Raw genomic sequence first — 22,012 nt, 5'->3', positions numbered from 1 at the left:
CCCAAAGATCACCCCCGCAACGACCTGCACCCCCACCCACCACCCCCACACCGTCAAGACCCCCCGACCAGCCAACTCAGGATGGAACTACCCCATGGAAGTAGTGGCCTCCCGCGTTGGGGAGGCCACTACTTCCTGGATCGTGCGCGATCCGGTCGGCGCGGGCGGGGGCCGCGGCCGGTGGGGTGGGTACTGGTGGGCGGGTTGGCTAGCCGGCTTCGACGATCATGGCGGCGCCTACCGTGCGGTTCGTCGCCTCGTCGATGATGACGAAGCCGCCGGTGGTGCGGTTGCGGCGGTACTCGTCGGCAAGCAACGGCACCGTGGTGCGCAGTCGCACCCGACCGATCTCGTTGAGCCGCAGCTCGTCGGCCGACTCGTCGCGGTGCAACGAGTTGATGTCCAGCCGGTAGTGCAACCCTCGGACGATGGCCCGTGCCGACCGGGTGGTGTGCTTGATGGCGTACTTGGCGCCGACCCGCAGGGGTGCCGTCTCGTCCATCCAGCAGACCATCGCCTCGATGTCCTGGGCGACCGTCGGTGCGTTGTTCGGCCGGCAGATCAGGTCACCCCGGGAGATGTCGATCTCGTCGGCGAGTCGTACCGTCACCGACATCGGGGGGAACGCCTCCGGGACCGGCCCGTCGGCCGTCTCCACGGCGGCGATCCGGCTGGTGAAGCCGGAGGGCAGCACCATCACCTCGTCGCCCGGCTTGAGCACGCCGGAGGCGACCTGACCGGCGTAACCGCGGTAGTCGGTGACCGTGGTGGACTGCGGGCGGATCACGTACTGCACCGGGAACCGGACGTCGACCAGGTTGCGGTCGCTGGCGATGTGCACCCGCTCCAGGTGGTGCAGCAGCGACGGGCCTTCGTACCAGGGCATGTTTTCCGACCGGGCGACGATGTTGTCGCCGCGCAACGCGGAGATCGGCACCACGGTCAGGTCCGGTACGTCGAGTTTCGCGGCGAACGCGGTGAACTCGTCGGCGATCCGCTCGTAGACCTCCTGCGACCAGTCGACCAGGTCCATCTTGTTGACACAGAGGACCAGGTGCGGCACCCGCAGCAGGGAGCACAGGAACGCGTGCCGGCGGGACTGCTCGACCAGGCCCTTGCGCGCGTCCACCAGGATCAACGCCAGGTCGGCGGTCGACGCCCCGGTGACCATGTTGCGGGTGTACTGGATGTGCCCGGGGGTGTCGGCGATGATGAACTTGCGCCGGGGGGTGGCGAAGTAGCGGTACGCCACGTCGATGGTGATGCCCTGCTCGCGCTCGGCACGCAGACCGTCGGTGAGCAACGCCAGGTTGGTGTACTCGTCACCGCGGGCCGCGCTGACCGCCTCCACGGCGGCCAGCTGGTCGGTGAAGAGCGACTTGGTGTCGTAGAGCAGCCGCCCGATCAGGGTCGACTTACCGTCGTCCACGCTGCCGGCGGTGGCGAACCGGAGCAGGTCCATCGGTCGGGCCTCCGGCCCGGCCCCGGCAACGGGCGGCGCGTCCGCGGACGCCACGATCTCGGTGCTCATCAGAAGTAGCCCTCCCGCTTGCGGTCCTCCATTGCGGCCTCACTGACCCGGTCGTCACCACGGGTGGCGCCGCGCTCGGTGATCCGGGTGGCCGCGACCTCCTCGATGACCTTCTCCACGGTGTCCGCGTCGGAGCGGACCGCGGCGGTGCAGGAGGCGTCGCCGACGGTGCGGTAGCGCACCTGTGCCTTGAACCGCTCCTCGCCCGCGCGGGGGCGGAAGAACTCGTTGACGGCGTAGAACATGCCGTCCCGTTCGATGACCTCACGCTCGTGCGCGTAGTAGATCGACGGGAGTGGGATGCGTTCCCGGGCGATGTAGTGCCAGACGTCCAGTTCGGTCCAGTTGGAGAGCGGGAAGACCCGGATCGACTCGCCGGCGTGGTGCCGGCCGTTGTACAGCGACCACAGCTCGGGCCGCTGGTTCTTCGGGTCCCACTGACCGAACTCGTCGCGGAAGCTGAACACCCGCTCCTTGGCCCGGGCCTTCTCCTCGTCCCGGCGGGCGCCACCGAACAGCGCGTCGAAGCGGTGCTTCTCCACCGCGTCCAGCAGCACCGGCGTCTGGATCCGGTTGCGCATGCCGTCGCCGGACTCCCGGACCATGCCGCTGGCCAGGGCCTCCGGCACGCTCGCCACCACGAGTTGCAACCCCAGCTCGGCGACCCGTTGGTCGCGGTATTCGAGGACCTCGGGGAAGTTGTGCCCGGTGTCGACGTGCATCACCGGGAAGGGGATGTTTGCCGGGGCGAACGCCTTCTGCGCGAGCCGCAGCATGACGATCGAGTCCTTGCCACCGGAGAAGAGCAGCACCGGGCGTTCCATCTCGGCGACCACCTCGCGCATCACGAAGATGCTCTCCGCTTCCAGGGCGTCCAGGTGGGAGACCTGGTACGCCGCGGGGGTGGTCATGACACCGGCTCGATTCGCTCGCTCATCCGATTTCCAGACCTTTCCGGTCGGGCATGTCAAGAAAGTTGGCTCAGGCTACCCGGAATGCTTCTGCAACGCTGCAAGCAACCGAGTGGCGAGATCCTTGCGACAGACCAGTAGGTCGGGCAGGCGCGGATCCGCCTCGTTGTATTTCAGCGCAGAACCGTCGATCCGGGAAGCGTGCAGTCCGGTGGCCGTCGCCACAGCGACCGGGGCCGCCGAATCCCACTCGTACTGCCCACCTGCGTGGATGTACGCGTCCACCTCGCCGGTGACCACGGCGGCGATTTTCGCTCCGGCCGAACCCATCGGCACCAGGTGCGCGCCGACGTCCTCGGCCAGGTCGGTCAGGAAGACCGGCGGCCGGCTCCGACTCGCGGCCAGGCGGATCTTCCGCTCGCCGGCCGTCGCCGCCTCCACGGTCATCGGTGGGTACGCCGGCGGGTAGTCCGTGCCCAGCACCCGGTGCTGCGCCGGCAACCCCACCGCCCCGGCGACCAGCCCGTGCGGGCTCGGCGCGTTGCGCGCCCAGAGCGCCACGTGCACGGCCCAGTCCGAGCGGCCCTCCTCGGAGAACTCCCGGGTGCCGTCCAGCGGGTCGATGATCCACACCCGGTCCGCGTTCAGCCGGGACACCGCCCCGGTGTTGACCTCCGCGGCCCAGGCCAACCGCGACCCCTCGTCCTCCTCGGAGAGCACCGCGTCACCCGGACGCCACTTCGCCAACTCCGTGCGGATCAGGTCGTGTGACACCTTGTCGCCGGCCGACTTCAGCGCGCCGGCATCGGCGAAACCCATCTCGGTGCGCAGGTCGAGCAGCGCCTGCCCGGCTCGGGACGCCAACCATCGGGCGAACGCGCCATCGATCATCGGAGGACTGCTCATCTGCCCGCTCCCGTCGCCTCGCCGCGCTGCCCGCACGGGCCGATCGGCCGCGACCCGCGTCGCCGGTCGCGGTACGCCGAAAGGCGCAGACTACCGGCCCGGCGTTTCCGATCCGGTACGCCCCGCCCGCAGTCTCAACTGCCGTGATAGAGGTTCTGCGTCGGCTCGACGCCCTTCACGATCACCGACTCCACCACGTCGGCGGCCCGGTCCACCAGGAAGTCCAGCTCCTTGCGCTCGGCAGAGCCAAAATCCGACAGTACGTAGTCAGCCGGATCCTGCCGCCCCGGCGGTCGGCCGACACCGAACCGCACCCGGGAGTAGTCCTTCGTGCCCAGCGACTTCGACATCGAACGCAGACCGTTGTGCCCGCCCTCGCCGCCGCCGAACTTGACCCGTACCTGGCCGAAGCCGATGTCCAGCTCGTCGTGCACCGCGATCACCTGCGCCGTCGGCACCTTGTAGAACTGCGCCAGCGCCGCGACCGGCCCGCCGGACAGGTTCATGTACGTCAGTGGCTTGACCAGCACCAGCTTCGGCCCGCCGAACCCCAGCCGCGCCTCGGCCACCTCGGCGACCGCCCGCTTGTGCCGGCCGAAACGCGCACCCACCCGCCCGGCCAGCAGCTCGGCCACCATGAACCCGACGTTGTGCCGGTTCCCGGCGTACTCCCGACCCGGGTTGCCCAGGCCGACCACCAGCCACGGCCCCGCCTCGTCCGTCACGACCCGCCCCTTCCGACGCCAAACGCAGCCGACTCCTGATATGCAGACAGGCGCCCCCGATCATCCGGGGACGCCTGTCGCACAGTACGAACCGATCAGGCCTCGGTGCGCGCCTCGGTCGTCTCGTCGCCCTCGGCGGCCGGAGCAGCGTCCGCACCCTCGGAGCCCTCGGTGGCCTCGCCGGTCTCGGCCTCGGCCTCGTCGGTGGCGACCTCGATCTCGGGCAGCGTCGCCTCGAGCTGCTCGGCGGTCGGGGCGGCGGTCACCGACGCGACGGTCAGCTCCGAGTCGGCGGCCAGCTCGACGCCGGCCGGCAGCTGGACGTCGCCGGCGGTCACCAGGGTGCCCGCCTCCAGGCCCTCGATCGACGCCTCGAGGTGGTCCGGCACCTTGGTGGCGTCGGCGGTCACCGAGAGGGTGTCGTGGTCGTGCACGATCAGGGTGTCCCGGGCGGCCTCGCCGGTCAGCTGGACCGGGACCTCGACGGTGACCTTCTCGCCGCGGCGAACCAGGATCAGGTCGACGTGCTCGAAGGTGTCGCGGATCGGGTCACGCTGGATCGCCTTCGGCAGCGCCAGCACCTGGGTGCCGTCGGTGATGTCGATCGCGAAGAGCTGGTTGGCACCGCCCTTGCGGATCGCGGCGGCGAACTCCCGCGACGGCAGCGCGATGTGCTTGGGCTTCTCGCCGTGGCCGTAAAGCACGGCGGGCACCTTGCCGGCCCGGCGGGTACGGCGGGCACCACCCTTGCCGAACTCGGTACGGGGCTCGGCGCTGATCTTTACCTCGGACACGGGGAAACTCCTGATGCTTTTCGCTGCGGCGGCTTGTCGTCTAACGGTGCTGGGGCGAGGGGCTCGCTGGGGCTCATGCGTCATGAACGACTGCCCGGAGCACCGCGTCGATGACGGTGCCTCCGTGCGGCGCTTTTCAGCGGCCCGCCGGGCACCCTCGCCGTGGCAACCGCACCAGTCTACCCGAGCGGTTTCCAAGGTTTCCGGCAGTCCCCGATCACGGCTCGGGACCGGCGCGGCGGTGAGTTCCCCACCAGTGCGCCGGCCGCGTCTCCGCACCTGTGCCAGCCCCGTTCCCGCCAGGTGTGACGTGGCGGGAACGGGGCTCGGGCTCAGCTCAGGCCACCGAAGAGGGTGGTCACCGAGCCGTCGTCGAAGACCTCCCGGATCGCCCGCGCCAGCAGCGGCGCGATCGACAACACGGTGAGCTTGTCCAGCTGCTTCTCCGGCGGGAGCGGCAGGGTGTTCGTCACCACGATCTCGCTGATCGAGCTGTTCTTCAGCCGCTCGATGGCCGGGTCGGACAGCAGCGCGTGGGTGGACGCGACGACGATCTCCGCCGCGCCCGACTCCTTGAGGATGTCGGCGGCCTTGGCGATCGTGCCCCCGGTGTCGATCATGTCGTCGACGATCAGGCAGACCCGGCCCTCCACCTCACCGACCACCCGGTTCGCCACTACCTGGTTCGGCTTCATCGGGTCGCGGGTCTTGTGGATGAACGCCAGCGGGCAGCCACCCAGCCGGTCGGTCCACCGCTCGGCCACCCGCACCCGGCCCGAATCCGGTGCCACCACGGTCATCGGCCGGCCGGCGTACCTGTGCTCGACGTACTCGGCCAGGATGTCCATCGCGAAGAGGTGGTCCACCGGGCCGTCGAAGAAGCCCTGGATCTGCGCGGTGTGCAGGTCGACGGTGAGGATGCGGTTCGCGCCGGCGGTCTTCAGCAGGTCCGCCACCAGGCGGGCCGAGATCGGCTCCCGGCCGCGGTGCTTCTTGTCCTGGCGGGCGTACGGGTAGAACGGCAGCACCACGGTGATCCGCTTGGCCGACCCCCGCTTCAGCGCGTCCACCATGATCAGGGTCTCCATGACCCAGGTGTTCACCCCGTGCGTGACGGACTGCACCACGAAGGCGTCCGATCCACGTACCGAGTCCTTGAACCGTACGAAGATCTCGCCGTTGGCGAACTCGTACGCGTCGGCCGGGGTCGGCGCGACGCCGAGCACCTCGCCGATCTCCTTGGCCAACTCCGGAAAGCCACGTCCGGAAAAGAGCATCAGGCTTTTGCGGTTTTCGGCGACGATGCTGCCCATGGGCCCGTCTGCTCCCGTTTTGTCGGCGGTACCCGACCCGGTGGTGGTGGGTCGGGGACTATTCGGTTGCAGTATCTCCCGGGCCGGATGCGCCGCCCACCGTCTCGGCCACCCCGTGCATTGCCTCACTGTCGCTTGCGGCACCGGCCGCCCCCGACGCACCCTCCGCGTCGCGGGCCCGCTGCGCCGCCTCCGCCGCAGCCGTGCCGGCGCGCCGCTTCACCACCCAACCCTCGATGTTGCGCTGGCGGGCCCGGGCCACACCCATCGCACCTGCCGGCACGTCGTCGACGATCACCGAACCGGCCGCCGTGTACGCCCCGTCGCCCACCTGGACCGGCGCCACGAACATGTTGTCCGCGCCGGTCCGTGCGTGGCTGCCGATGACGGTGCGGTGCTTGTTGACCCCGTCGTAGTTCACGAAGACCGACGCGGCACCGATGTTGGTCTGCTCGCCGATCGTCGCGTCGCCGACGTAGGTCAGGTGCGGCACCTTCGACCCGGCGCCGATCTGCGAGTTCTTCACCTCGACGAACGTGCCGACCTTGGCCTTGTCGGCCAACCGGGCGGCCGCTCGCAGGTAGGCGTACGGCCCGACGGTCGCACCCGCGCCCACCTCGGCACCGACCGCGTGGCTGCGGAGCACCGACGCGGCGGGGCCGACGATCGTGTCGATCAGGGTGACGTCCGGCCCGATCAGCGCGCCCGCGCCGACCACGGTGGCGCCGCGCAACTGGGTGTTCTGGTCGACCACCGCGTCCCGGTCCAGCGCGACCGTCACGTCGATCCAGGTGGTTGCGGGGTCGAGCAGGCTCACCCCGGTGCGCATCCACGCCTCGTTGACCCGGTCGCGCAGCAGCCGGCGCAGCGTCGCCAGCTCCACCCGGTCGTTGCAGCCAAGCGTCTCGACGTGGTCCACGGCGACGTGCACCGCCACCGGCTCGCCGGCCGCGCGGAGCAGGCCGAAGACGTCGGTCAGGTACTCCTCGCCCTGGTCGTTGTCGGTGGAGAGCTTGCCGAGCGCCTCGCGCAGCCGCACCGCGTCGAACGCGTAGATGCCGGCGTTGATCTCCCGGATCGCGCGCTGCGTCGGGTCGGCGTCGCGTTCCTCGACGATCTGCTCCAGGTGGCCGTCGGCGTCGCGGACGATCCGGCCGAGGCCGGTCGGGTCGGGCACCTCGGCGGCCAGCACGGTGGCCGCCGCGACGGCCTCCTCGTGCGCGGTCACCAGCGCGCCCACCGTCTCGGGTCGCAGCAGCGGCACGTCCCCGTTGATCACCACGACGGTGCCGGCACCGTCAGGCACGGCGTCCAGCGCGATCCGTACGGCGTGCCCGGTGCCGAGCTGCTCGGCCTGGAGCACCGGCGTCGCGTCCGGGGCGACCTCGGACAGGTGCGTCCGGACCTGGTCGGCGCCGTGCCCCACCACGACGACGGTGCGGTCCGCGCCCAGCGGGGCGGCGGCGCTCAGCACGTGACCGAGGAGGGTCCGGCCGAGCAGGGGGTGCAGCACCTTGGGCAGTGTCGACTTCATCCGCTTGCCCTCACCGGCGGCGAGTACGACGACGGTACGGAGGTGGGGCTGGGGCACGACGTGGCTCCCGTCGGGACGGCGGACACTCTCGCGGTCATGCTAGCCGCGAGGCCCGGCACGGTCCCCTCTTACCCCCACCGCGCCCGAAAACGGACGTAGATGGGCAGCTCGGCCGCCAGGGTTCGAACCTGAAATACGGGTACCAAAGACCCGGGTGTTGCCAATTACACCACGGCCGATCAGCGACGCGAGCACGTCGCAGCGGGATGAAGATCCCGCCGCTACACCTTAGCGCCCCGACCGCCGGACGCCAGCGCTCATCCCGCCGCATTGCCCGCGGTCGACGCCGTCGGCCGCCCGGGGGTGACCGGCCATCGATCCAGCGCCTCTCTCCGGACCCGACCCCGGACCCGCCTCACGAGCGGTTGAGCTGCGGCTTTGAGTGGTGACGCGAAGGCGATTCCAAACTTCCCCGTGCGATCTACGGTGCCGTAAGTTACGGTGACGTAGGCGTAACTTAGTGATCGTCACCATCCCCCTGCGAGGTCCCGTGTCTACTGCTCTGCTCGATTCGAACACCACCGCGCCCGGCCCCAAACCCCTGACCGACGGCAGCCAGTCCCCCGGCATCCTGGCCGCCCTCTGGGCATTCGTGGTGATCCCCTTCGTCGCCCTGCTGGTCGCCGTGCCGATGGCCTGGGGCGGCTGGCTCGGCTGGACCGACGTGATCATCGGCCTGGTCTGGTACGTCGTCTCCGGCCTCGGCATCACCGTCGGCTTCCACCGTTACTTCACGCACGGCTCGTTCAAGGCCAAGCGGTGGCTACGGGTGACCCTGGCGGTCGCGGGCTCGCTCGCGGTGCAGGGCGAGATCATCCAGTGGGTGGCCGACCACCGACGCCACCACGCCTTCTCCGACCTGGAGGGTGACCCACACTCGCCGTGGCGCTTCGGCACCAGCTTCTGGGCGTTGACCCGGGGCCTGTTCCACGCCCACGTGGGCTGGCTGTTCCGCCGCGAACTGTCCAACCGCGAGCGTTTCGCACCGGACCTCATCGCGGACCGGGACATCAGCCGGGTCGACCGGCTCTTCCCCGCGCTGGTGGCCGTCTCGCTGCTCGGCCCGGCGCTGATCGGCGGCCTGGTGACCTGGTCCTGGCAGGGCGCGCTGACCGCGTTCTTCTGGGCCGGGCTGGTCCGGATCGGCCTCCTGCACCACGTCACCTGGGCGATCAACTCGGTGTGCCACGTCTACGGCGAGCGTCCGTTCGCGATGCGCCAGGGCGACCGCGCGTCCAACTTCTGGCCGCTGGCGATCCTGTCGTTCGGCGAGAGCTGGCACAACCTGCACCACGCCGACCCGACCAGCGCCCGGCACGGTGTGTTGCGCGGTCAGGTGGACATCTCCGCCCGGGTGATCTGGGTGTTCGAGAAGGTCGGCGCGGCGACGCAGGTGCGCTGGCCAAAGCCGGAGCGCCTGGCCGCGAAGCTCGTGAAGCCCGTCGCACCACGCTGAAACCGGGCGGTGCACGGGGATGTCGCCTGGCAGGATGGCCGGATGACCGAGCCATGCGGGGGGACCGGGCGGCTCGGCGAACGGGGGCCGAGCCCGATCCGGGTACGGTCGAACGGCGCGTCAGGGCGGTCCGACCGCCCGACAGTGAGGCGACGACGTGAACGGGCACAGCGGAGGCACCATTCCACGGCAGGGCGTCACCGAGCGCCAGCAAGGCGGCGACATGCCTGAGGTCAGCGACGATTCGGTGGCGGCTGTCGGCGGCCGACGGGCGACGCCGACGGCGGCACCGAAAGCCAAACCGGCCTCCCGGGTCCGCATGTCGGCGGCCCAGCGACGGGAGCAGTTGATCGCCACCGGCCGGCAGCTCTTCGCCGAACGCGGTTTCGACGCCACCTCCATCGAGGAGGTGGCGGCCCGCGCCAAGGTCTCCAAGCCGGTGGTGTACGAGCACTTCGGCGGCAAGGAAGGGCTCTACGCGGTGGTGGTGGACCGGGAGGTCCGGGCCCTGTTGGATCGGATCACCACGGCGCTGACCGCCGGGCACCCGCGCGAGCTGCTCGAACAGGCGGCGCTGGCCCTGCTCGGTTACATCGAGGAGGAGACAAGCGGTTTCCGGGTGCTGGTCCGGGAGTCACCGCTGATGTCCGGCACGGCCAACTTCAGCAGCGTGATGAACGACGTGGCACACCAGGTCGAGCACATCCTGGGCGCCGAGTACAAGAGCCGGGGGTACGACCCGAAGCTCGCCGAGCTGTACTCGCAGGCGCTCGTGGGCATGGTGGCGCTGACCGGTCGCTGGTGGCTGGAGGTGCGTAAGCCACGCAAGGAGACGGTCGCGGCGCACCTCGTCAACCTGGCCTGGAACGGGCTGTCACACCTGGAGGCGAAGCCGACGCTGATCACCGCGCGGCGGCACTGACCCGATCAGCTGCGGTGCACGTCGGCCACCGGGTGCTTGCGGTTCTCCAGCTCGGCCTCGGCGGACTCGGGCGGGCCGACCTTGTCGTACAGGCCGGTGCCGAGCAGGATCAGGCCGAACAGCATCGACACGATCACCGTCGACATCGAGAAGTTGAGGAAGTTCGCCTCGGTCTGCAGCACCGACATCATCAGGATGCTCGTCACCAGGAACACCACGCCGGCCGTGAGGTTCATGTAGTGGCCGAGGTTGGTCCTCCGCGAGGCCCCGATGATCAGGACGATCCCGAAGATCACCGAGGCGAGCGAGAAGGCCAGGTTGGTCCGGAGCCCGAGGGCCCAGGTGCTGTTGCGGGCGAAGAGCGGATCACCGATCGTCTCGGCCACGCCCCACACGCCGAAGACCAGGATGTAGACGCCGACCAGCCCGGAGAGGACCCGGTAGAGCGGCCGTGCCGGATGGTTCACCGGAAAGTGCGGCATGCCCAGACCCCCTGAATAGACCGTTTCAGGGGAATTGTCACCCGAGGCAGAGCCAACTGTCCGAAGAACAACAAAGCCGACCGGGTCCGCCGAAGGCTGGACCAGGTCAGGTTTTCGCCGGAGCCCGAGCTGCGCAGGGATCAAGCCTGACCGCCCGGAGCAGATCGGGCTCCGGCGAAAACCCACGGCCGCAACCAGCAAGCCGCGACCAACGATCAGAGAACCAGGCGAGCCTTCTGGAACGCCTCCGCCTCGTCCTCCGAGCCGACCTTGCCGTACATGCCGACCATGAGCAGCACCAGGGCAGCCGTCATCACCACGACCACGGTGGTGATGGTGAAGTTGAAGATGTTGGCGTCGGTCCGGATGAACGCCAGGCCGGCCAGGCTGACCACCATGAGGCTGTACGCCAGCCACTGGTTGACCACCACGTCGATGTTGCGGCCGAGCGCGGTGCCGACCAGCACGACCACCCCGAGCAGCACGCTGAGCAGCGAGAAGCCGAGGTTGGTGCCCTGGCCGAGGACCCGGGTGTCGTCCTGGGCGAGGATCTCGTTGCCGGTGCTCGCGATGATGCCGAGCACACCGAAGACGACCAGGTACAGACCGGTGAGCCCGCCGATCGCCCGGTAGATCGGCCGCGCGGGGTGGTTGACGGGGGTGTGGGCCATGTCTGTGTCTCCAACGCCGTGGGGTAGGTGTCCCGACGATTGTCTCGCATGTGGTGGTGTGACGCCGCACACGGGGCCCGGGCCGGCGCGCCCGGTCGGTCAGGTCTCCGGCAGGTCCTCGGCGAGGGTCATCCAGCTCTCCTCGATCCGCTCCCGCTCGGCCCGCAGATCCTTGAGCTGGGTGTCCAACTCGGCGACCTTGGCGTAGTCGGTGGCGTCCGCCGCGAGCTGGTCGAGCAGCGTGGCCTCGCGCTGGTCGAGCTTGCCCAGTTGCCGCTCCAGCCGGGTCAGCTCCTTGCGGGCCTGACGAACCTCTGCGGCGGACATGCCACTGCCCGAGGGAGCCGCGGACACGGAGGTCGAGGCCACGCCCGCCCGAGCGGAACCGGCCCGCTCGGCGGTCCGCGCGAGGTACTCGTCCACCCCGCCCGGCAGGTGCACCAACCGGCCGTCGCCGAACATCCCGTACGCCGAGTCGGTGACCCGCTCGATCAGGTAGCGGTCGTGGCTGGCCACGATGATCGTGCCGGGCCACGAGTCGAGCAGGTCCTCCAGCGAGGCGAGGGTGTCCGTGTCCAGGTCGTTTGTGGGCTCGTCGAAGAGCAGCACGTTGGGCTCGCCGGCCAGCAGTCGCAGCATCTGCAACCGGCGGCGCTCCCCACCGGAGAGGTCGCTCACCGGGGTCCAGAGCCGGCGGTCGTCGAAGCCGAACACCTCGGCGAGCTGGGACGCGGAGACCTCCCGGTCGCCGAGCTGGACCCGGCGGGCGACCTCCTCGACGGCTTCGAGCACGCGCAGCTGCCCGGGCAGCTCGGACAGCTCCTGGGAGAGGAACGCGGGCCGGACGGTGGAACCGGTGCCGAGGCGGCCACCGTCGGGGCGGGTGATGCCGGCGAGCATCCGCAGCAGCGTGGTCTTGCCGGCACCGTTGGCACCGAGGATGGCGATCCGGTCGCCGGGGCCGACGAGCCAGGAGGTGTCGCGCAGGATCTCCTTCGGGCCGGCGTGCAGCTCGACGTTCTCCAGCTCGTACACCTGCTTGCCGAGGCGGGAAACCGCCATCCGCTGCAACGACATGGTGTCGCGGGCCGGCGGCACGTCGGCGATCAACGCGTTCGCGGCGTCGATGCGGAACTGCGGCTTGGACGTCCGGGCCGGCGGGCCACGGCGCAGCCAGGCGATCTCCTTGCGGAGCAGGTTCTGCCGGCGGGCCTCGGTGGCGGCGGCGACCCGTTCGCGCTCGGCGCGGGCGAGGGTCCAGGCGGCGAAGCCGCCCTCGTAGGCGCGGACGGTCTGGTCGGCGACCTCCCAGGTGGTGGTGCAGACCGCGTCCAGGAACCACCTGTCGTGGGTGACCACGACCAGGGCGCCCTTGCGCCCGACCAGATGCCGGGCCAACCAGTCGACGCCGCCGACATCCAGGTGGTTGGTGGGCTCGTCGAGGATGAGCAGGTCGGCGTCGCGGACGAGCAGCGCGGCGAGCGCCACCCGACGGCGTTCGCCACCGGACATCGGACCGACCGGCTGGTCGAGGCCGAGGTGCGGCATGCCGAGGCCGTCGAGGATGGCCCGGACCCCGGCGTCGCCGGCCCACTCGTGCTCCGCGCCCATGCCCTCGTCGAGCCAGGCGGTGCCGAGCACCACGTCCCGGACGGTGGCCTCGGGGGCGAGGGTGAGTTGCTGCGGCAGCCAGAGCGCGCGCAGGTCACGACGGTGGGTCACCCGGCCGTCGTCGGGCTCCTCCTGCTTGGTGAGCAGCCGCAGCAGGGTGGACTTGCCGGCGCCGTTGAGGCCGACCACGCCGATCCGGTCGGAGTCGTCCAAGCCGAGGGAGACGTCCGTGAGCAGCCGCCCGGCAGCGCCGTACCCCTTGGACACCCGGTCCAGATTGACGATGTTCGCCACGATCCACCCTTCATGATCAAGGCGCCCCGGTGCCGGCGGGCACCTGGACGCCTGCACCAAGGGTACGCGGACACCCTGGACGCCCGCGCCGCGCGCCGGCAGCCCCGGTGGGACGGGTCGTCAGCCCACCCGGGCGCCGGCGACCGGACCGTGCGCGACCCGCGCCACCCGGCAGACGCCCGCAGCCCTCAGCTCGGCGGCGATCCGTTCCGCGTCCGCCGCGTCGGCGGCGAGGAACACGCAGGTCGGGCCGGAGCCGGAGACGATACCGGTGAGCGCGCCGGCCTTCTCGCCGGCCTTCAGGGTGTCGGCAAGCGCCGGGCGCATGGCCAGCGCGGCGTCCTGGAGGTCGTTGCCGAGCGTCCGGGCGAGCACCCGCGGGTCGCGCTGACGCAGCGCGCCAAGCAGGTTGTCGGTGCTGCCCAGCGGGTCGCCTGCGGCACCGGAGTCGCGCAGCCGATCCAGCTCCCGGTACGCGGCCGGGGTGGACAGGCCGACGTCGGCGATCGCCACCACCCAGTGCCAGGACGTGGGGCGGGCCAGCACGGGGCTGATCGCCTCGCCCCGGCCGGTGCCCAGCGCGGTGCCACCGTAGATCAGGAAGGGCACGTCGGAGCCGAGGTCGGCGGCGATGCCGGCCAGCTCGTCGCGGGACAGCCCGGTGCCCCAGAGCGCGTCGCAGGCCACCAGCGCGGCGGCCGCGTCGGCGCTGCCACCGGCCAGCCCACCGGCGAGCGGGATCTGCTTGCGCAGGTGCAGCCGGGCGTGCGGCATCACCCCCGCGTACCCGGCGAGAGCGTGCGCGGCGCGGATCACCAGGTTGGTGTCGTCCAGGGCCAGCTCGCCGGTACCCTCACCCTCCATGGTCAGGGCGAGGGTGTCGCCCCGACGGGCCGTCAGCTCGTCGTAGATCGAGATGGCGTGGTAGATCGTGTTCAGCTCGTGGTAGCCGTCGCGGCGCAACGGCCCCACCCCGAGGTGCAGGTTGATCTTCGCGGGCACCCGCACCCGTACCGGGCCGATGGCCCCGCGTGGCTCGTCGTCGTCCGGTCGCCAGGCCTCGGTCACGGGGTGATGTCCCGCACGCGCAGGCGGATATCGAACGGCTTGGCCACGATCAGCTCCTCGGAGGAGGCGGCGGCCAGCTCGTACCTGCCGCCGACCAGGTCATACGCGTACACGTGCAGCGGGTCCTGCTCGATCCGCCAGTAGTGCGGGATGCCGGCGTCCGCGTAGTCGGCCGGCTTCTCCAACCGGTCCCGGCGACGGGTGCCGGGCGAGACAACTTCGATGGCGAGCACAACCTGAGCAGCCTCGAAATAGTGGTGGTCGGCCGCCACCGGACGTTTCAGCAGGACGACGTCGGGTTCGAGAGTGTTCCGATAGTTGATCGCCACCCCGACAGCGGTGGCCGGCGTCAAATCGGCCGGAGCGTGCTGCCGCAGCCACATCCACAACAGGTTGCCGATGTTCTGATGACCAAAGGTCGGGGAGGGAACCACGACGAGGACTCCGTCACGTAGCTCGACGCGGGGGGCGTCGTCGGGCAGGGCCAGCACGTCCTCGATGGTGTGGTTGGCCAGCCGCTGCCGAACGGGATCCGGGGTCCACATCCCGTGGGCGGCGGGCTCGATCGGCTGCGCGGTCACTCGTACACCTCCTCGGCGGGCACGGCGACAGCCTACTTCGCGGCCGGCGTACCCACCGGAGCCGACGCGGCGATGGCGGCGAACTGCTCGACGGTCAGTGACTCCCCGCGGGCGCCGGGGTCGACGCCGGCGGCGGTGAGCGCCGCGGCGGCACGGTCCGCGCCGCCCGCCCAGCCGGCCAACGCCGCGCGCAGGGTCTTGCGGCGCTGCGCGAACGCCGCGTCCACCACGGCGAAGACCCGGTCCCGGGGTACGTCGGCACGGGGCGGCTCGTGGCAGGTGAAGGCGACCAGGCCGGAGTCGACGTTGGGCACCGGCCAGAACACGTTCGGTGGCACCTTGCCGGCGCCCCGGGCCTGGGCGTACCAGGCGAGCTTCACCGACGGGATGCCGTACACCTTGGAGCCGGGACCGGCGACGAGCCGGTCGGCGACCTCCTTCTGCACCATCACCAGGCCGTGTCGCAGGGTGGGCAGCACGGCGAGCAGGTGCAGCACCACGGGCACCGCGACGTTGTAGGGCAGGTTCGCCACCAGCGCGGTCGGCTGCGGCTCGGCCAACTGCGCGGCGGCGATTCGCAACGCGTCCGCGCGGTGCACGGTGAGCCGGGCGGCGTCGGCCCCGGCGTGCCGTGCGACGGTCTCCGGCAGCGCCCCGGCGAGCACCGGGTCGATCTCCACGGCGTGCACGTGCCCGGCGGCCGGCAACAGCCCCAGGGTCAGCGAGCCCAGCCCCGGACCCACCTCCAGGGCCACGTCGTCGGGGGTCAGGCCGGCGGCGGTGACGATGCGGCGCACGGTGTTCGGGTCGTGCACGAAGTTCTGACCCAGCTTCTTGGTGGGCGCGACGCCCAGCCGGGTGGCGAGTTCCCGGATCTCCGCCGGGCCGAGCAGGCTCACCACGGGCCGAAGGCCCGGTCGCCGGTGGCGGAGATGGCCGCGCACAGGTCGTCCAGGTCGGTGCCGGTGGTCGCGGCGAGCGCGCGGACGGTGAGCGGAATCAGGTACGACGCGTTCGGCCGGCCCCGGTACGGCATCGGGGTGAGGTACGGGGCGTCGGTCTCCACCAGCATCTGGTCCACCGGGGTGAGTGCGGCGGCCTCGCGCAGCGCGTTCGCGCTGCCGAAGGTGACGGTGCCGGCGAAGCTCAGCAGGTAGCCGCGGCGGACGCAGTCCCGGGCGAAGTCGGCGTCACCGGAGAAGCAGTGCAGCACCACCCGGTCCGGCGCACCCTCGTCGTCGAGGATCCGCAGCACGTCGGCGTGCGCGTCGCGGTCGTGGATGACCAACGTCTTGCCGTACCGCTTGGCGATCGCGATGTGCGCCCGGAAGCTCTCCTCCTGCGCGGCGCGTCCCTCGTCGCCGGTCCGGAAGAAGTCCATTCCGGTCTCGCCGATCCCCCGGACCCGGTCGCGGGCGGCGAGCGACTCGATCTCCCGCAACGCCTCGTCGAGATCGCTCAGCCGGGGCGCCTCGTTGGGGTGCAGCGCCACGGCGGCAAGCACGGCAGGGTACTTGTCGGCGGTGTCCGCGCCCCACCGGGAGGAGGCGACGTCCACCCCCACCTGGACCAGCCGGTCCACGCCCACCTTCGTGGCCAACGCGATGGCCACGGCCACCGGGTCGTCGGCCGGCCCGCCGCCGGGCACACCGGCCTCGCTGACCGTGAGGTCCAGGTGGGTGTGGCTGTCCAGCACCGCCCGGGGCAGCGACTCGGGGGCGGGCGGAAACTCTCCGGCCCGCCGGGCGGCACGCTCGCGGCGGGATTCAGTGGGCTCGCTCATCAGCGACAGCATCACACACCGGGCCTGTCCATCTGCCCGCCACCCGACGTTCACCCCGACTACGTCGCGCGACTCTACCGTCGCCACCGAGCGGGCGCGACAGCGTGCGGACCGCATCCGATCGAGCAGGGAGGTGACGGCATGAGCGTCACCCCCCAGGCCGGTGGCACCGCCGACGAACGAACCGGACTGCACGTGGCCTTCGGCGGCGGCGTGTACCCGGCCGAGGAGATCGCCCGAGGCGCCGCGTACGAGTTGTTCAGCGCCGACGAGGTGACCGGCTTCGAGTGGGCGCCCCGCCCGGGAAGCGCCCTGCCGTGGCGGCGTTTCGTGCACGTCACCGAGGTGACGGCCGTGCACGGGGCGACCGAGCCGGCCGACGAGCCGGAGACGCCGCTGCTGATGCCCGCGCACCGCGAGCGGGGCTGGGCGTACCTGCACCAGCTCAGCCAGCAGCCGGCAGCGGCGGGTGACCCGATGCTGGCGATGGCCCGCGCCTCGGCGGTGGTCCGGCGGGGCACCCGGATGGTGAAGGTGCTCTCGGCCCAGCAGCTCGCCGGCTATCTACGGGGCTGGCTGCCGCACGGCTTCTGCTACCGCGAGCACGACGTGGCGCACCTGCGTACGCCGGCGACGACGACGGTGCTGCGTACCGATGGGGACGCCGGCCGGGACGGCCCGGAGGTGGCGTACGCGTTGCGCTGGCGCGCGTCCGACCCGGGCGACTACGACGTGCCGGCGGGCCCGGCACACCGCGGCCTGACCGCGCTCGCCGCCCGGGACCGGCTCGGCGCCCCGGTGCTGGGCACCGGCTTCGCGCCCAGCAACGGTCAACTCATCCCGGAGTTCATCACCCGGGACTTCGCCGACCTGCCGATGCCGGCGAACGCCGCCCTCCTCGCCTACCCGGCGGAGGGGGTGGAGGTGGTCCTCTACACCTACCAGGCCGAGCAGCGCGGCTGGCTGCGGATGGTGGGCCCGCAGTGGCGACACCTGCTGGCCGGGGTGGCGGGTCTGTCCCCGGACCAGGAGTACGTGCCGAACGCCGACGCGCCCCGCTCCACCCAACTGGTCGGCATGTACGGCGAGGACGAGTACGAGGCGGTCGCCGACCTGCCCGGTGGGTTCCGGGTGCTGGCGATGACCCGGGCGGCCCGCTACCCGGTGGACGCGGTGGCTCGTCGGGTCCGGTTCGCCCAGTGGCGGGGCGTGCCGTGCCTGGTGCTGCGGGAGGAGGCCGGCTGGCTGCGGTTGCGCCTGCGCTACCCGAACCCGGACACCGTGGTCACGACCGGCGCGCAGTGCCAGGAACGCGGCGTCTACGAGGCCTGGGCACCGGGCGCCGAGGTGACCGACGACCAGGTGATGGACGCCCGGTATTCGATGTGACGACGCGCGGCGGTGGGACGTCCCGCCGCCGCGCGTCGTGCGGTCAGTCGGAGAGCCGGGCCAACTCCTCGTCGACGATCGACGGGTCGAGCTTGCGGAACACCGGCTTCGGCGCGGCCAGCGCACGGCCCGCCTCGATCGACACCGACTCCCAGCGCGCGCCGACGGTGTAGTCCCCGGTGAGCACCGGGTACGCCGGACCGCCGTCCAGGTCGTCTACCTGCTCGATCACCGGCATCGGGGCGTGCACGCCGGTGCCGCCCAGCAGTTCGTGCACCTGCTGCGCGGAGTGCGGCAGGAACGGGGTGAGCAGCGTGTTGGCGTCGCTGATCACCTGGAGGGCGACGTGCAGGATGGTGCCCATCCGGGGCTTGTCCGCCTCGTCCTTGAGCTTCCACGGCGCCTGCTCGGACAGGTACCTGTTGGCCTCGGCGACCACCTTCATGGCCTCGCCGATCGCCTGCTTCTGTCGGTGCCGGCCGATCAGGTCGCCGACCGTGTCGAACCCGGCCCGCGCCACCGCCAGCAGCGCCTCGTCCGCCTCGGTGAGCCCGGCCGGGTCGACCGGCGGGATCGTCCCGAAGTTCTTCGCGGCCATCGAGACGCACCTGTTGACCAGGTTGCCCCAGCCGGCGACCAGTTCGTCGTTGTTGCGGCGCAGGAACTCGGCCCAGGTGAAGTCGGTGTCGTTGCTCTCCGGGCCGGCGGCGGCGATGAAGTAGCGCAGCGCGTCGGCGTCGTAGCGCTCCAGGAAGTCACGGACGTAGATGACCACCTTGCGGGACGACGAGAACTTGCGCCCCTCCATGGTCAGGTATTCGCTCGAGACCACCTCGGTGGGCAGGTTGAGTCGACCCAACTGACCCGGCTCGCCGTCGCGGGAGCCCTCCCCGGAGTAGCCGGAGAGCAGCGCCGGCCAGATCACCGAGTGGAAGACGATGTTGTCCTTGCCCATGAAGTAGTAGGAGCGGGCGTCCTTGCCCTCCCCGTCGGTGGACCAGAACTTCCGCCACGCGTCCGGATCGCCGGAGCGACGGGCCCACTCGATCGAGGCGGACAGGTAGCCGATCACGGCGTCGAACCACACGTAGATCCGCTTGTCCGACCGGTCCCGCCAGCCGTCCAGCGGAATCGGCACGCCCCACTCCAGGTCCCGGGTGATCGCCCGGGGTTGGAGGTCGTCGAGCAGGTTGCGGGAGAACCGCAGCACGTTGGGCCGCCACCCCTCGCGGGTGTCCAGCCACTGCCGCAGCACCTCGGCCAGGGCCGGCAGGTCCAGGAAGAAGTGCTCGGTCTCGACGAACTTCGGAGTCTCCCCGTTGATCCGCGACTTCGGGTTGATCAGGTCGATCGGGTCGAGCTGGTTGCCGCAGTTGTCGCACTGGTCGCCACGGGCGCTGTCGTACCCGCAGATCGGGCAGGTGCCCTCGATGTAGCGGTCGGGCAGCGTGCGCCCGGTGGACGGGGAGATCGCGCCCATGGTGGTCTTCGGCACGATGTAGCCGTTGCGGTACATCCCCTCGAACAGCTCCTGCACCACCGCGTAGTGGTTGCGGGTGGTGGTGCGGGTGAACAGGTCGTAGGTGAGACCGAGGCCGTGCAGGTCCTCGACGATCACCCTGTTGTACCTGTCGGCCAACTCGCGCGGGGTCACCCCGTCGGCGTCCGCCTGCACCTGGATCGGGGTGCCGTGCTCGTCGGTGCCGGAGACCATGAGCACGTCGTGGCCGGCCATCCGCATGTACCGGGCGAAGACGTCGGAGGGAACGCCGAAACCGGAGACGTGGCCGATGTGGCGGGGGCCGTTGGCGTACGGCCAGGCCACTGCCGCGAGAACGTGACTCATGAGCAGCAAGCCTAGTGACCCGTCCGGGGCGTCCGCGAACCAATAGGGGGTGCCCGACCGGCGGACCGGGCCGACCGTCTCGCCCGTTGGTCCGATTTGTCGTCGACACGCGGCTCAGCTGCCCGTTTCGCCTCCCGCAGCGGTGTGCAATGAACGTCGTGACGGGCAGAGGAGCGGCGCGGGACCACGAGGACCGTCCCACCGGGGCGGCGGTCGGCGACGACGTGGGGCCTGAGCCCGCCGCGCCTCGGGTCACCGGGGTCGCGCCGCAACCCCGGCTGGTGCCCGGCGCCGACCCGGGCGCGCAGCGGCCCACCCCGGCTGGGCGGTCCGCCACCTCGGCCCGGCCTGCTTCGTCGGGCCCACCGGCTGGCTCCGTGCCCGTCAGCCCGGTGCCCGCCAGCCCCGAGTCGGTCGAGGTGGAGCCGACCACCGGCGCGCCGGTGGACGCGGTGCCACGTCGGGTGCCGATCCGGAAGCAGGGTCGCCGGCAGCGGGACCACCGGCCCGACGGAGACACGCCTGACGACGACGGCGGGGCGTTCTGGGCACCCATCGAACAGGTGCACTGGGACGGCACCCCGGTCCGCAAGGACCCCGCGCCGCAGCGGGCCCACGGCTTCCGGTTGGCGCAGCGCCGGGCACCCCGGCGTACGCCCCCACCGCCGGATCCACTGCCCGGGCTCGCCGCGCTCGTGGTGCTGAGCCTGGTCACGGCCTTCTTCGCCTGGGTCAGCGCCGGCCCGTTCTGGCTCGCGGTCGGGCACGCCCGGACGGGCACCGTGGTGATCGACGCCTGCACCGGCGGCGGGCTCACCCAACGCTGCCGGGGGATCTTCACAGCCGAGGACGGCCGGTTCGTCGCCCACGGTGTCCGGGTCAGCGGCGTGCCCGTCGACGGGAGCGCGGCCGGTACGCCGATGCCCGCGCGGATGACCGGCCCGGACAGCGGCACCGCGTACGCGGACGTCGGCCTGGGCCGGCACCTGCGCTGGCTGCCCGGTCTGCTCGTGGTGCTCGGCTGCGCCGCAGGCATCGTCAGGTGGACCGGATCGGCCCGACTGCCGGGCCGCCGGCACCGTCGCTGGGCGGTGGTCGCCGCCGTCGCCGGCCCCACGCTGATCACGGTCGGCTTCCTGGCTACCGCGTGGTGACCACAACCACCTCGGTCAGCTGTGCACGATCGTGTAGACCTCCCGGCGGCGCAGCGCGTACTCGGTGGCGACGTCGGTGATGGCGTCCCGGCGGGACCGGCCGGCGGCCTCCCGCTCGGCGACGGCGGCGCGCAGGGTGTCGTCGTCGGGGCGTTCGGCGGCGGTCACCGGCGCTCCGGCCACCACCAGCGTGATCTCTCCGCGCGGGGCACCCTCGGTGGCCCACCGGGCCAGCTCGCCGAGCGGGCGGCGGAGCACCTCCTCGTAGGTCTTGGTGAGTTCGCGGCAGAGCGCGGCCGGCCGGTCCGCCCCGAACGCGTCGGCCAGGTCGGTGAGGGTCGCCCCGATCCGGTGCGGCGCCTCGAAGAAGACCAGGGTGCGCTCCTCGGCGGCGAGCGCGCGCAACCGGGACCGACGGCCGCCGGGGGTACGGGGCAGGAAGCCCTCGAAGCAGAACCTGTCGCAGGGCAGCCCCGAGACGGCAAGCGCGGTGGTGACCGCGCTCGGCCCGGGGGCGACGGTGACCGGCGCCCCGACCTCCAACGCGGCGCGGACCAGCCGGTAGCCGGGGTCGGAGACGCTCGGCATCCCACCGTCGGTGACGAGCGCCACCACGTACCCGGCGAGGATGGCCTCGACCAGCTCGGGGGTGCGCCGCTCCTCGTTGCCCTCGAAGTAGGAGACGATCCGACCGCCCACGGTGAGGTCGAGATCGCGGGCCAGCCGGGTGAGTCGCCGGGTGTCCTCGGCGGCGACCACGTCGGCGCTGATCAGCACCTCCCGGAGCCGGGCCGAGGCGTCGGCGGGGTTGCCGAGCGGAGCACCGAGCAGGATCAGGCGCCCAACTTCGGACATTTCACCCACAGATTCGTCTCCTTCACTGACTGGGAATACCGGTATCGGGGACGACGGACGCCACCGGACACCTTGGCAGCCTACGATCGCCGGGTGACGAGTGCGTCGACAGCGCAGAGCCCGAGC

Annotated in this window: 20 protein-coding genes and 1 tRNA gene; 4 read left to right on the top strand and 17 right to left on the bottom strand. The window is 71.4% G+C overall.

Features of this window, described 5'->3' with window-relative positions; all coding sequences use genetic code 11:
• Positions 1-208: 208 nt before the first annotated feature.
• The 8 genes from AB0C15_RS16280 to AB0C15_RS16245 form a co-directional block, all read right to left on the bottom strand.
• Entirely contained in the window at positions 209-1,531 is a 1,323-nt protein-coding gene (locus tag AB0C15_RS16280; RefSeq protein ID WP_357352552.1) for a GTP-binding protein, read from the bottom strand.
• Positions 1,531-2,442, bottom strand: coding sequence for a sulfate adenylyltransferase subunit CysD (cysD, locus tag AB0C15_RS16275; RefSeq protein ID WP_357352550.1), 912 nt, complete (start codon positions 2,440-2,442; stop codon positions 1,531-1,533). The genes AB0C15_RS16280 and cysD overlap by 1 nt, the downstream gene beginning before the upstream one ends.
• Before the next feature lie 75 nt (positions 2,443-2,517).
• Entirely contained in the window at positions 2,518-3,348 is an 831-nt protein-coding gene (locus AB0C15_RS16270; RefSeq protein WP_357352548.1) for an inositol monophosphatase family protein, read from the bottom strand.
• Between the two features lie 134 nt (positions 3,349-3,482).
• Positions 3,483-4,073, bottom strand: a complete 591-nt coding sequence (gene pth, locus AB0C15_RS16265; RefSeq protein WP_357352546.1) for an aminoacyl-tRNA hydrolase — start codon at positions 4,071-4,073, stop codon at positions 3,483-3,485.
• Between the two features lie 95 nt (positions 4,074-4,168).
• On the bottom strand, positions 4,169-4,867 hold the full coding sequence (locus tag AB0C15_RS16260) for a 50S ribosomal protein L25/general stress protein Ctc (protein ID WP_357352544.1): 699 nt from the start codon (positions 4,865-4,867) through the stop codon (positions 4,169-4,171).
• A 332-nt stretch (positions 4,868-5,199) separates the two neighbouring features.
• Positions 5,200-6,180 (bottom strand): ribose-phosphate diphosphokinase, encoded by a 981-nt coding sequence (locus AB0C15_RS16255; protein ID WP_139584190.1) that lies wholly within the window; start codon positions 6,178-6,180, stop codon positions 5,200-5,202.
• 58 nt (positions 6,181-6,238) lie between these two features.
• Positions 6,239-7,771 (bottom strand): bifunctional UDP-N-acetylglucosamine diphosphorylase/glucosamine-1-phosphate N-acetyltransferase GlmU, encoded by a 1,533-nt coding sequence (glmU, locus tag AB0C15_RS16250; protein WP_357352541.1) that lies wholly within the window; start codon positions 7,769-7,771, stop codon positions 6,239-6,241.
• Between the two features lie 110 nt (positions 7,772-7,881).
• Positions 7,882-7,953: transfer RNA gene (locus tag AB0C15_RS16245), tRNA-Gln, on the bottom strand.
• A gap of 311 nt (positions 7,954-8,264) precedes the next feature.
• Here AB0C15_RS16245 and AB0C15_RS16240 point away from each other — a divergent pair.
• Both AB0C15_RS16240 and AB0C15_RS16235 read left to right on the top strand, forming a co-directional pair.
• Positions 8,265-9,230, top strand: coding sequence for an acyl-CoA desaturase (locus AB0C15_RS16240; protein ID WP_357352539.1), 966 nt, complete (start codon positions 8,265-8,267; stop codon positions 9,228-9,230).
• Positions 9,231-9,453: 223 nt separating this feature from the next.
• Complete coding sequence (locus tag AB0C15_RS16235; RefSeq protein ID WP_357352537.1) at positions 9,454-10,152, top strand: TetR/AcrR family transcriptional regulator; 699 nt, start codon at positions 9,454-9,456, stop codon at positions 10,150-10,152.
• 5 nt (positions 10,153-10,157) lie between these two features.
• Here AB0C15_RS16235 and AB0C15_RS16230 read toward each other — a convergent pair whose 3' ends face one another.
• The 7 genes from AB0C15_RS16230 to AB0C15_RS16200 all read right to left on the bottom strand — a co-directional run bounded on the left by AB0C15_RS16230 (position 10,158) and on the right by AB0C15_RS16200 (position 16,654).
• Entirely contained in the window at positions 10,158-10,634 is a 477-nt protein-coding gene (locus AB0C15_RS16230) for a DUF4383 domain-containing protein (protein WP_357352535.1), read from the bottom strand.
• A gap of 215 nt (positions 10,635-10,849) precedes the next feature.
• On the bottom strand, positions 10,850-11,305 hold the full coding sequence (locus AB0C15_RS16225; RefSeq protein ID WP_357352533.1) for a DUF4383 domain-containing protein: 456 nt from the start codon (positions 11,303-11,305) through the stop codon (positions 10,850-10,852).
• 99 nt (positions 11,306-11,404) lie between these two features.
• A complete protein-coding gene (locus AB0C15_RS16220) occupies positions 11,405-13,210 on the bottom strand; it encodes an ABC-F family ATP-binding cassette domain-containing protein (protein ID WP_357352531.1) in 1,806 nt (601 codons plus the stop codon).
• A 120-nt stretch (positions 13,211-13,330) separates the two neighbouring features.
• The gene (locus AB0C15_RS16215; protein WP_357352529.1) at positions 13,331-14,278 is read right to left on the bottom strand and encodes a 4-(cytidine 5'-diphospho)-2-C-methyl-D-erythritol kinase; all 948 of its coding nucleotides are present in this window, start codon (positions 14,276-14,278) and stop codon (positions 13,331-13,333) included.
• Positions 14,275-14,859, bottom strand: a complete 585-nt coding sequence (locus AB0C15_RS16210; protein WP_357352527.1) for a Uma2 family endonuclease — start codon at positions 14,857-14,859, stop codon at positions 14,275-14,277. Before AB0C15_RS16210 ends, AB0C15_RS16215 begins: the two co-directional genes overlap by 4 nt.
• A gap of 32 nt (positions 14,860-14,891) precedes the next feature.
• Entirely contained in the window at positions 14,892-15,761 is an 870-nt protein-coding gene (rsmA, locus tag AB0C15_RS16205) for a 16S rRNA (adenine(1518)-N(6)/adenine(1519)-N(6))-dimethyltransferase RsmA (protein WP_357352525.1), read from the bottom strand.
• Entirely contained in the window at positions 15,755-16,654 is a 900-nt protein-coding gene (locus tag AB0C15_RS16200; RefSeq protein WP_357352523.1) for a TatD family hydrolase, read from the bottom strand. The genes rsmA and AB0C15_RS16200 overlap by 7 nt, the downstream gene beginning before the upstream one ends.
• Positions 16,655-16,783: 129 nt before the next feature.
• Between AB0C15_RS16200 and AB0C15_RS16195 the strand changes: the two genes are divergently transcribed.
• Positions 16,784-18,031 carry a hypothetical protein gene (locus AB0C15_RS16195; RefSeq protein WP_357352521.1) on the top strand — a complete coding sequence of 416 codons (1,248 nt, stop codon included), beginning with the start codon at positions 16,784-16,786 and terminating at the stop codon, positions 18,029-18,031.
• Between the two features lie 43 nt (positions 18,032-18,074).
• Here the strand turns inward: AB0C15_RS16195 and metG are convergent, their stop codons facing one another.
• The gene (metG, locus tag AB0C15_RS16190) at positions 18,075-19,877 is read right to left on the bottom strand and encodes a methionine--tRNA ligase (protein ID WP_357352519.1); all 1,803 of its coding nucleotides are present in this window, start codon (positions 19,875-19,877) and stop codon (positions 18,075-18,077) included.
• Between the two features lie 158 nt (positions 19,878-20,035).
• Here metG and AB0C15_RS16185 point away from each other — a divergent pair, with 158 nt between their 5' ends.
• Entirely contained in the window at positions 20,036-21,031 is a 996-nt protein-coding gene (locus AB0C15_RS16185) for a hypothetical protein (protein ID WP_357352517.1), read from the top strand.
• A gap of 15 nt (positions 21,032-21,046) precedes the next feature.
• Here AB0C15_RS16185 and rsmI read toward each other — a convergent pair whose 3' ends face one another.
• On the bottom strand, positions 21,047-21,895 hold the full coding sequence (rsmI, locus tag AB0C15_RS16180) for a 16S rRNA (cytidine(1402)-2'-O)-methyltransferase (RefSeq protein WP_357352515.1): 849 nt from the start codon (positions 21,893-21,895) through the stop codon (positions 21,047-21,049).
• Between the last annotated feature and the right edge of the window lie 117 nt (positions 21,896-22,012).

This window comes from Micromonospora sp. NPDC048835 (genome assembly GCF_040649995.1).
Classification (GTDB): Bacteria; Actinomycetota; Actinomycetes; order Mycobacteriales; family Micromonosporaceae; genus Micromonospora.
This window is presented reverse-complemented; position numbering and strand designations above follow the sequence as displayed.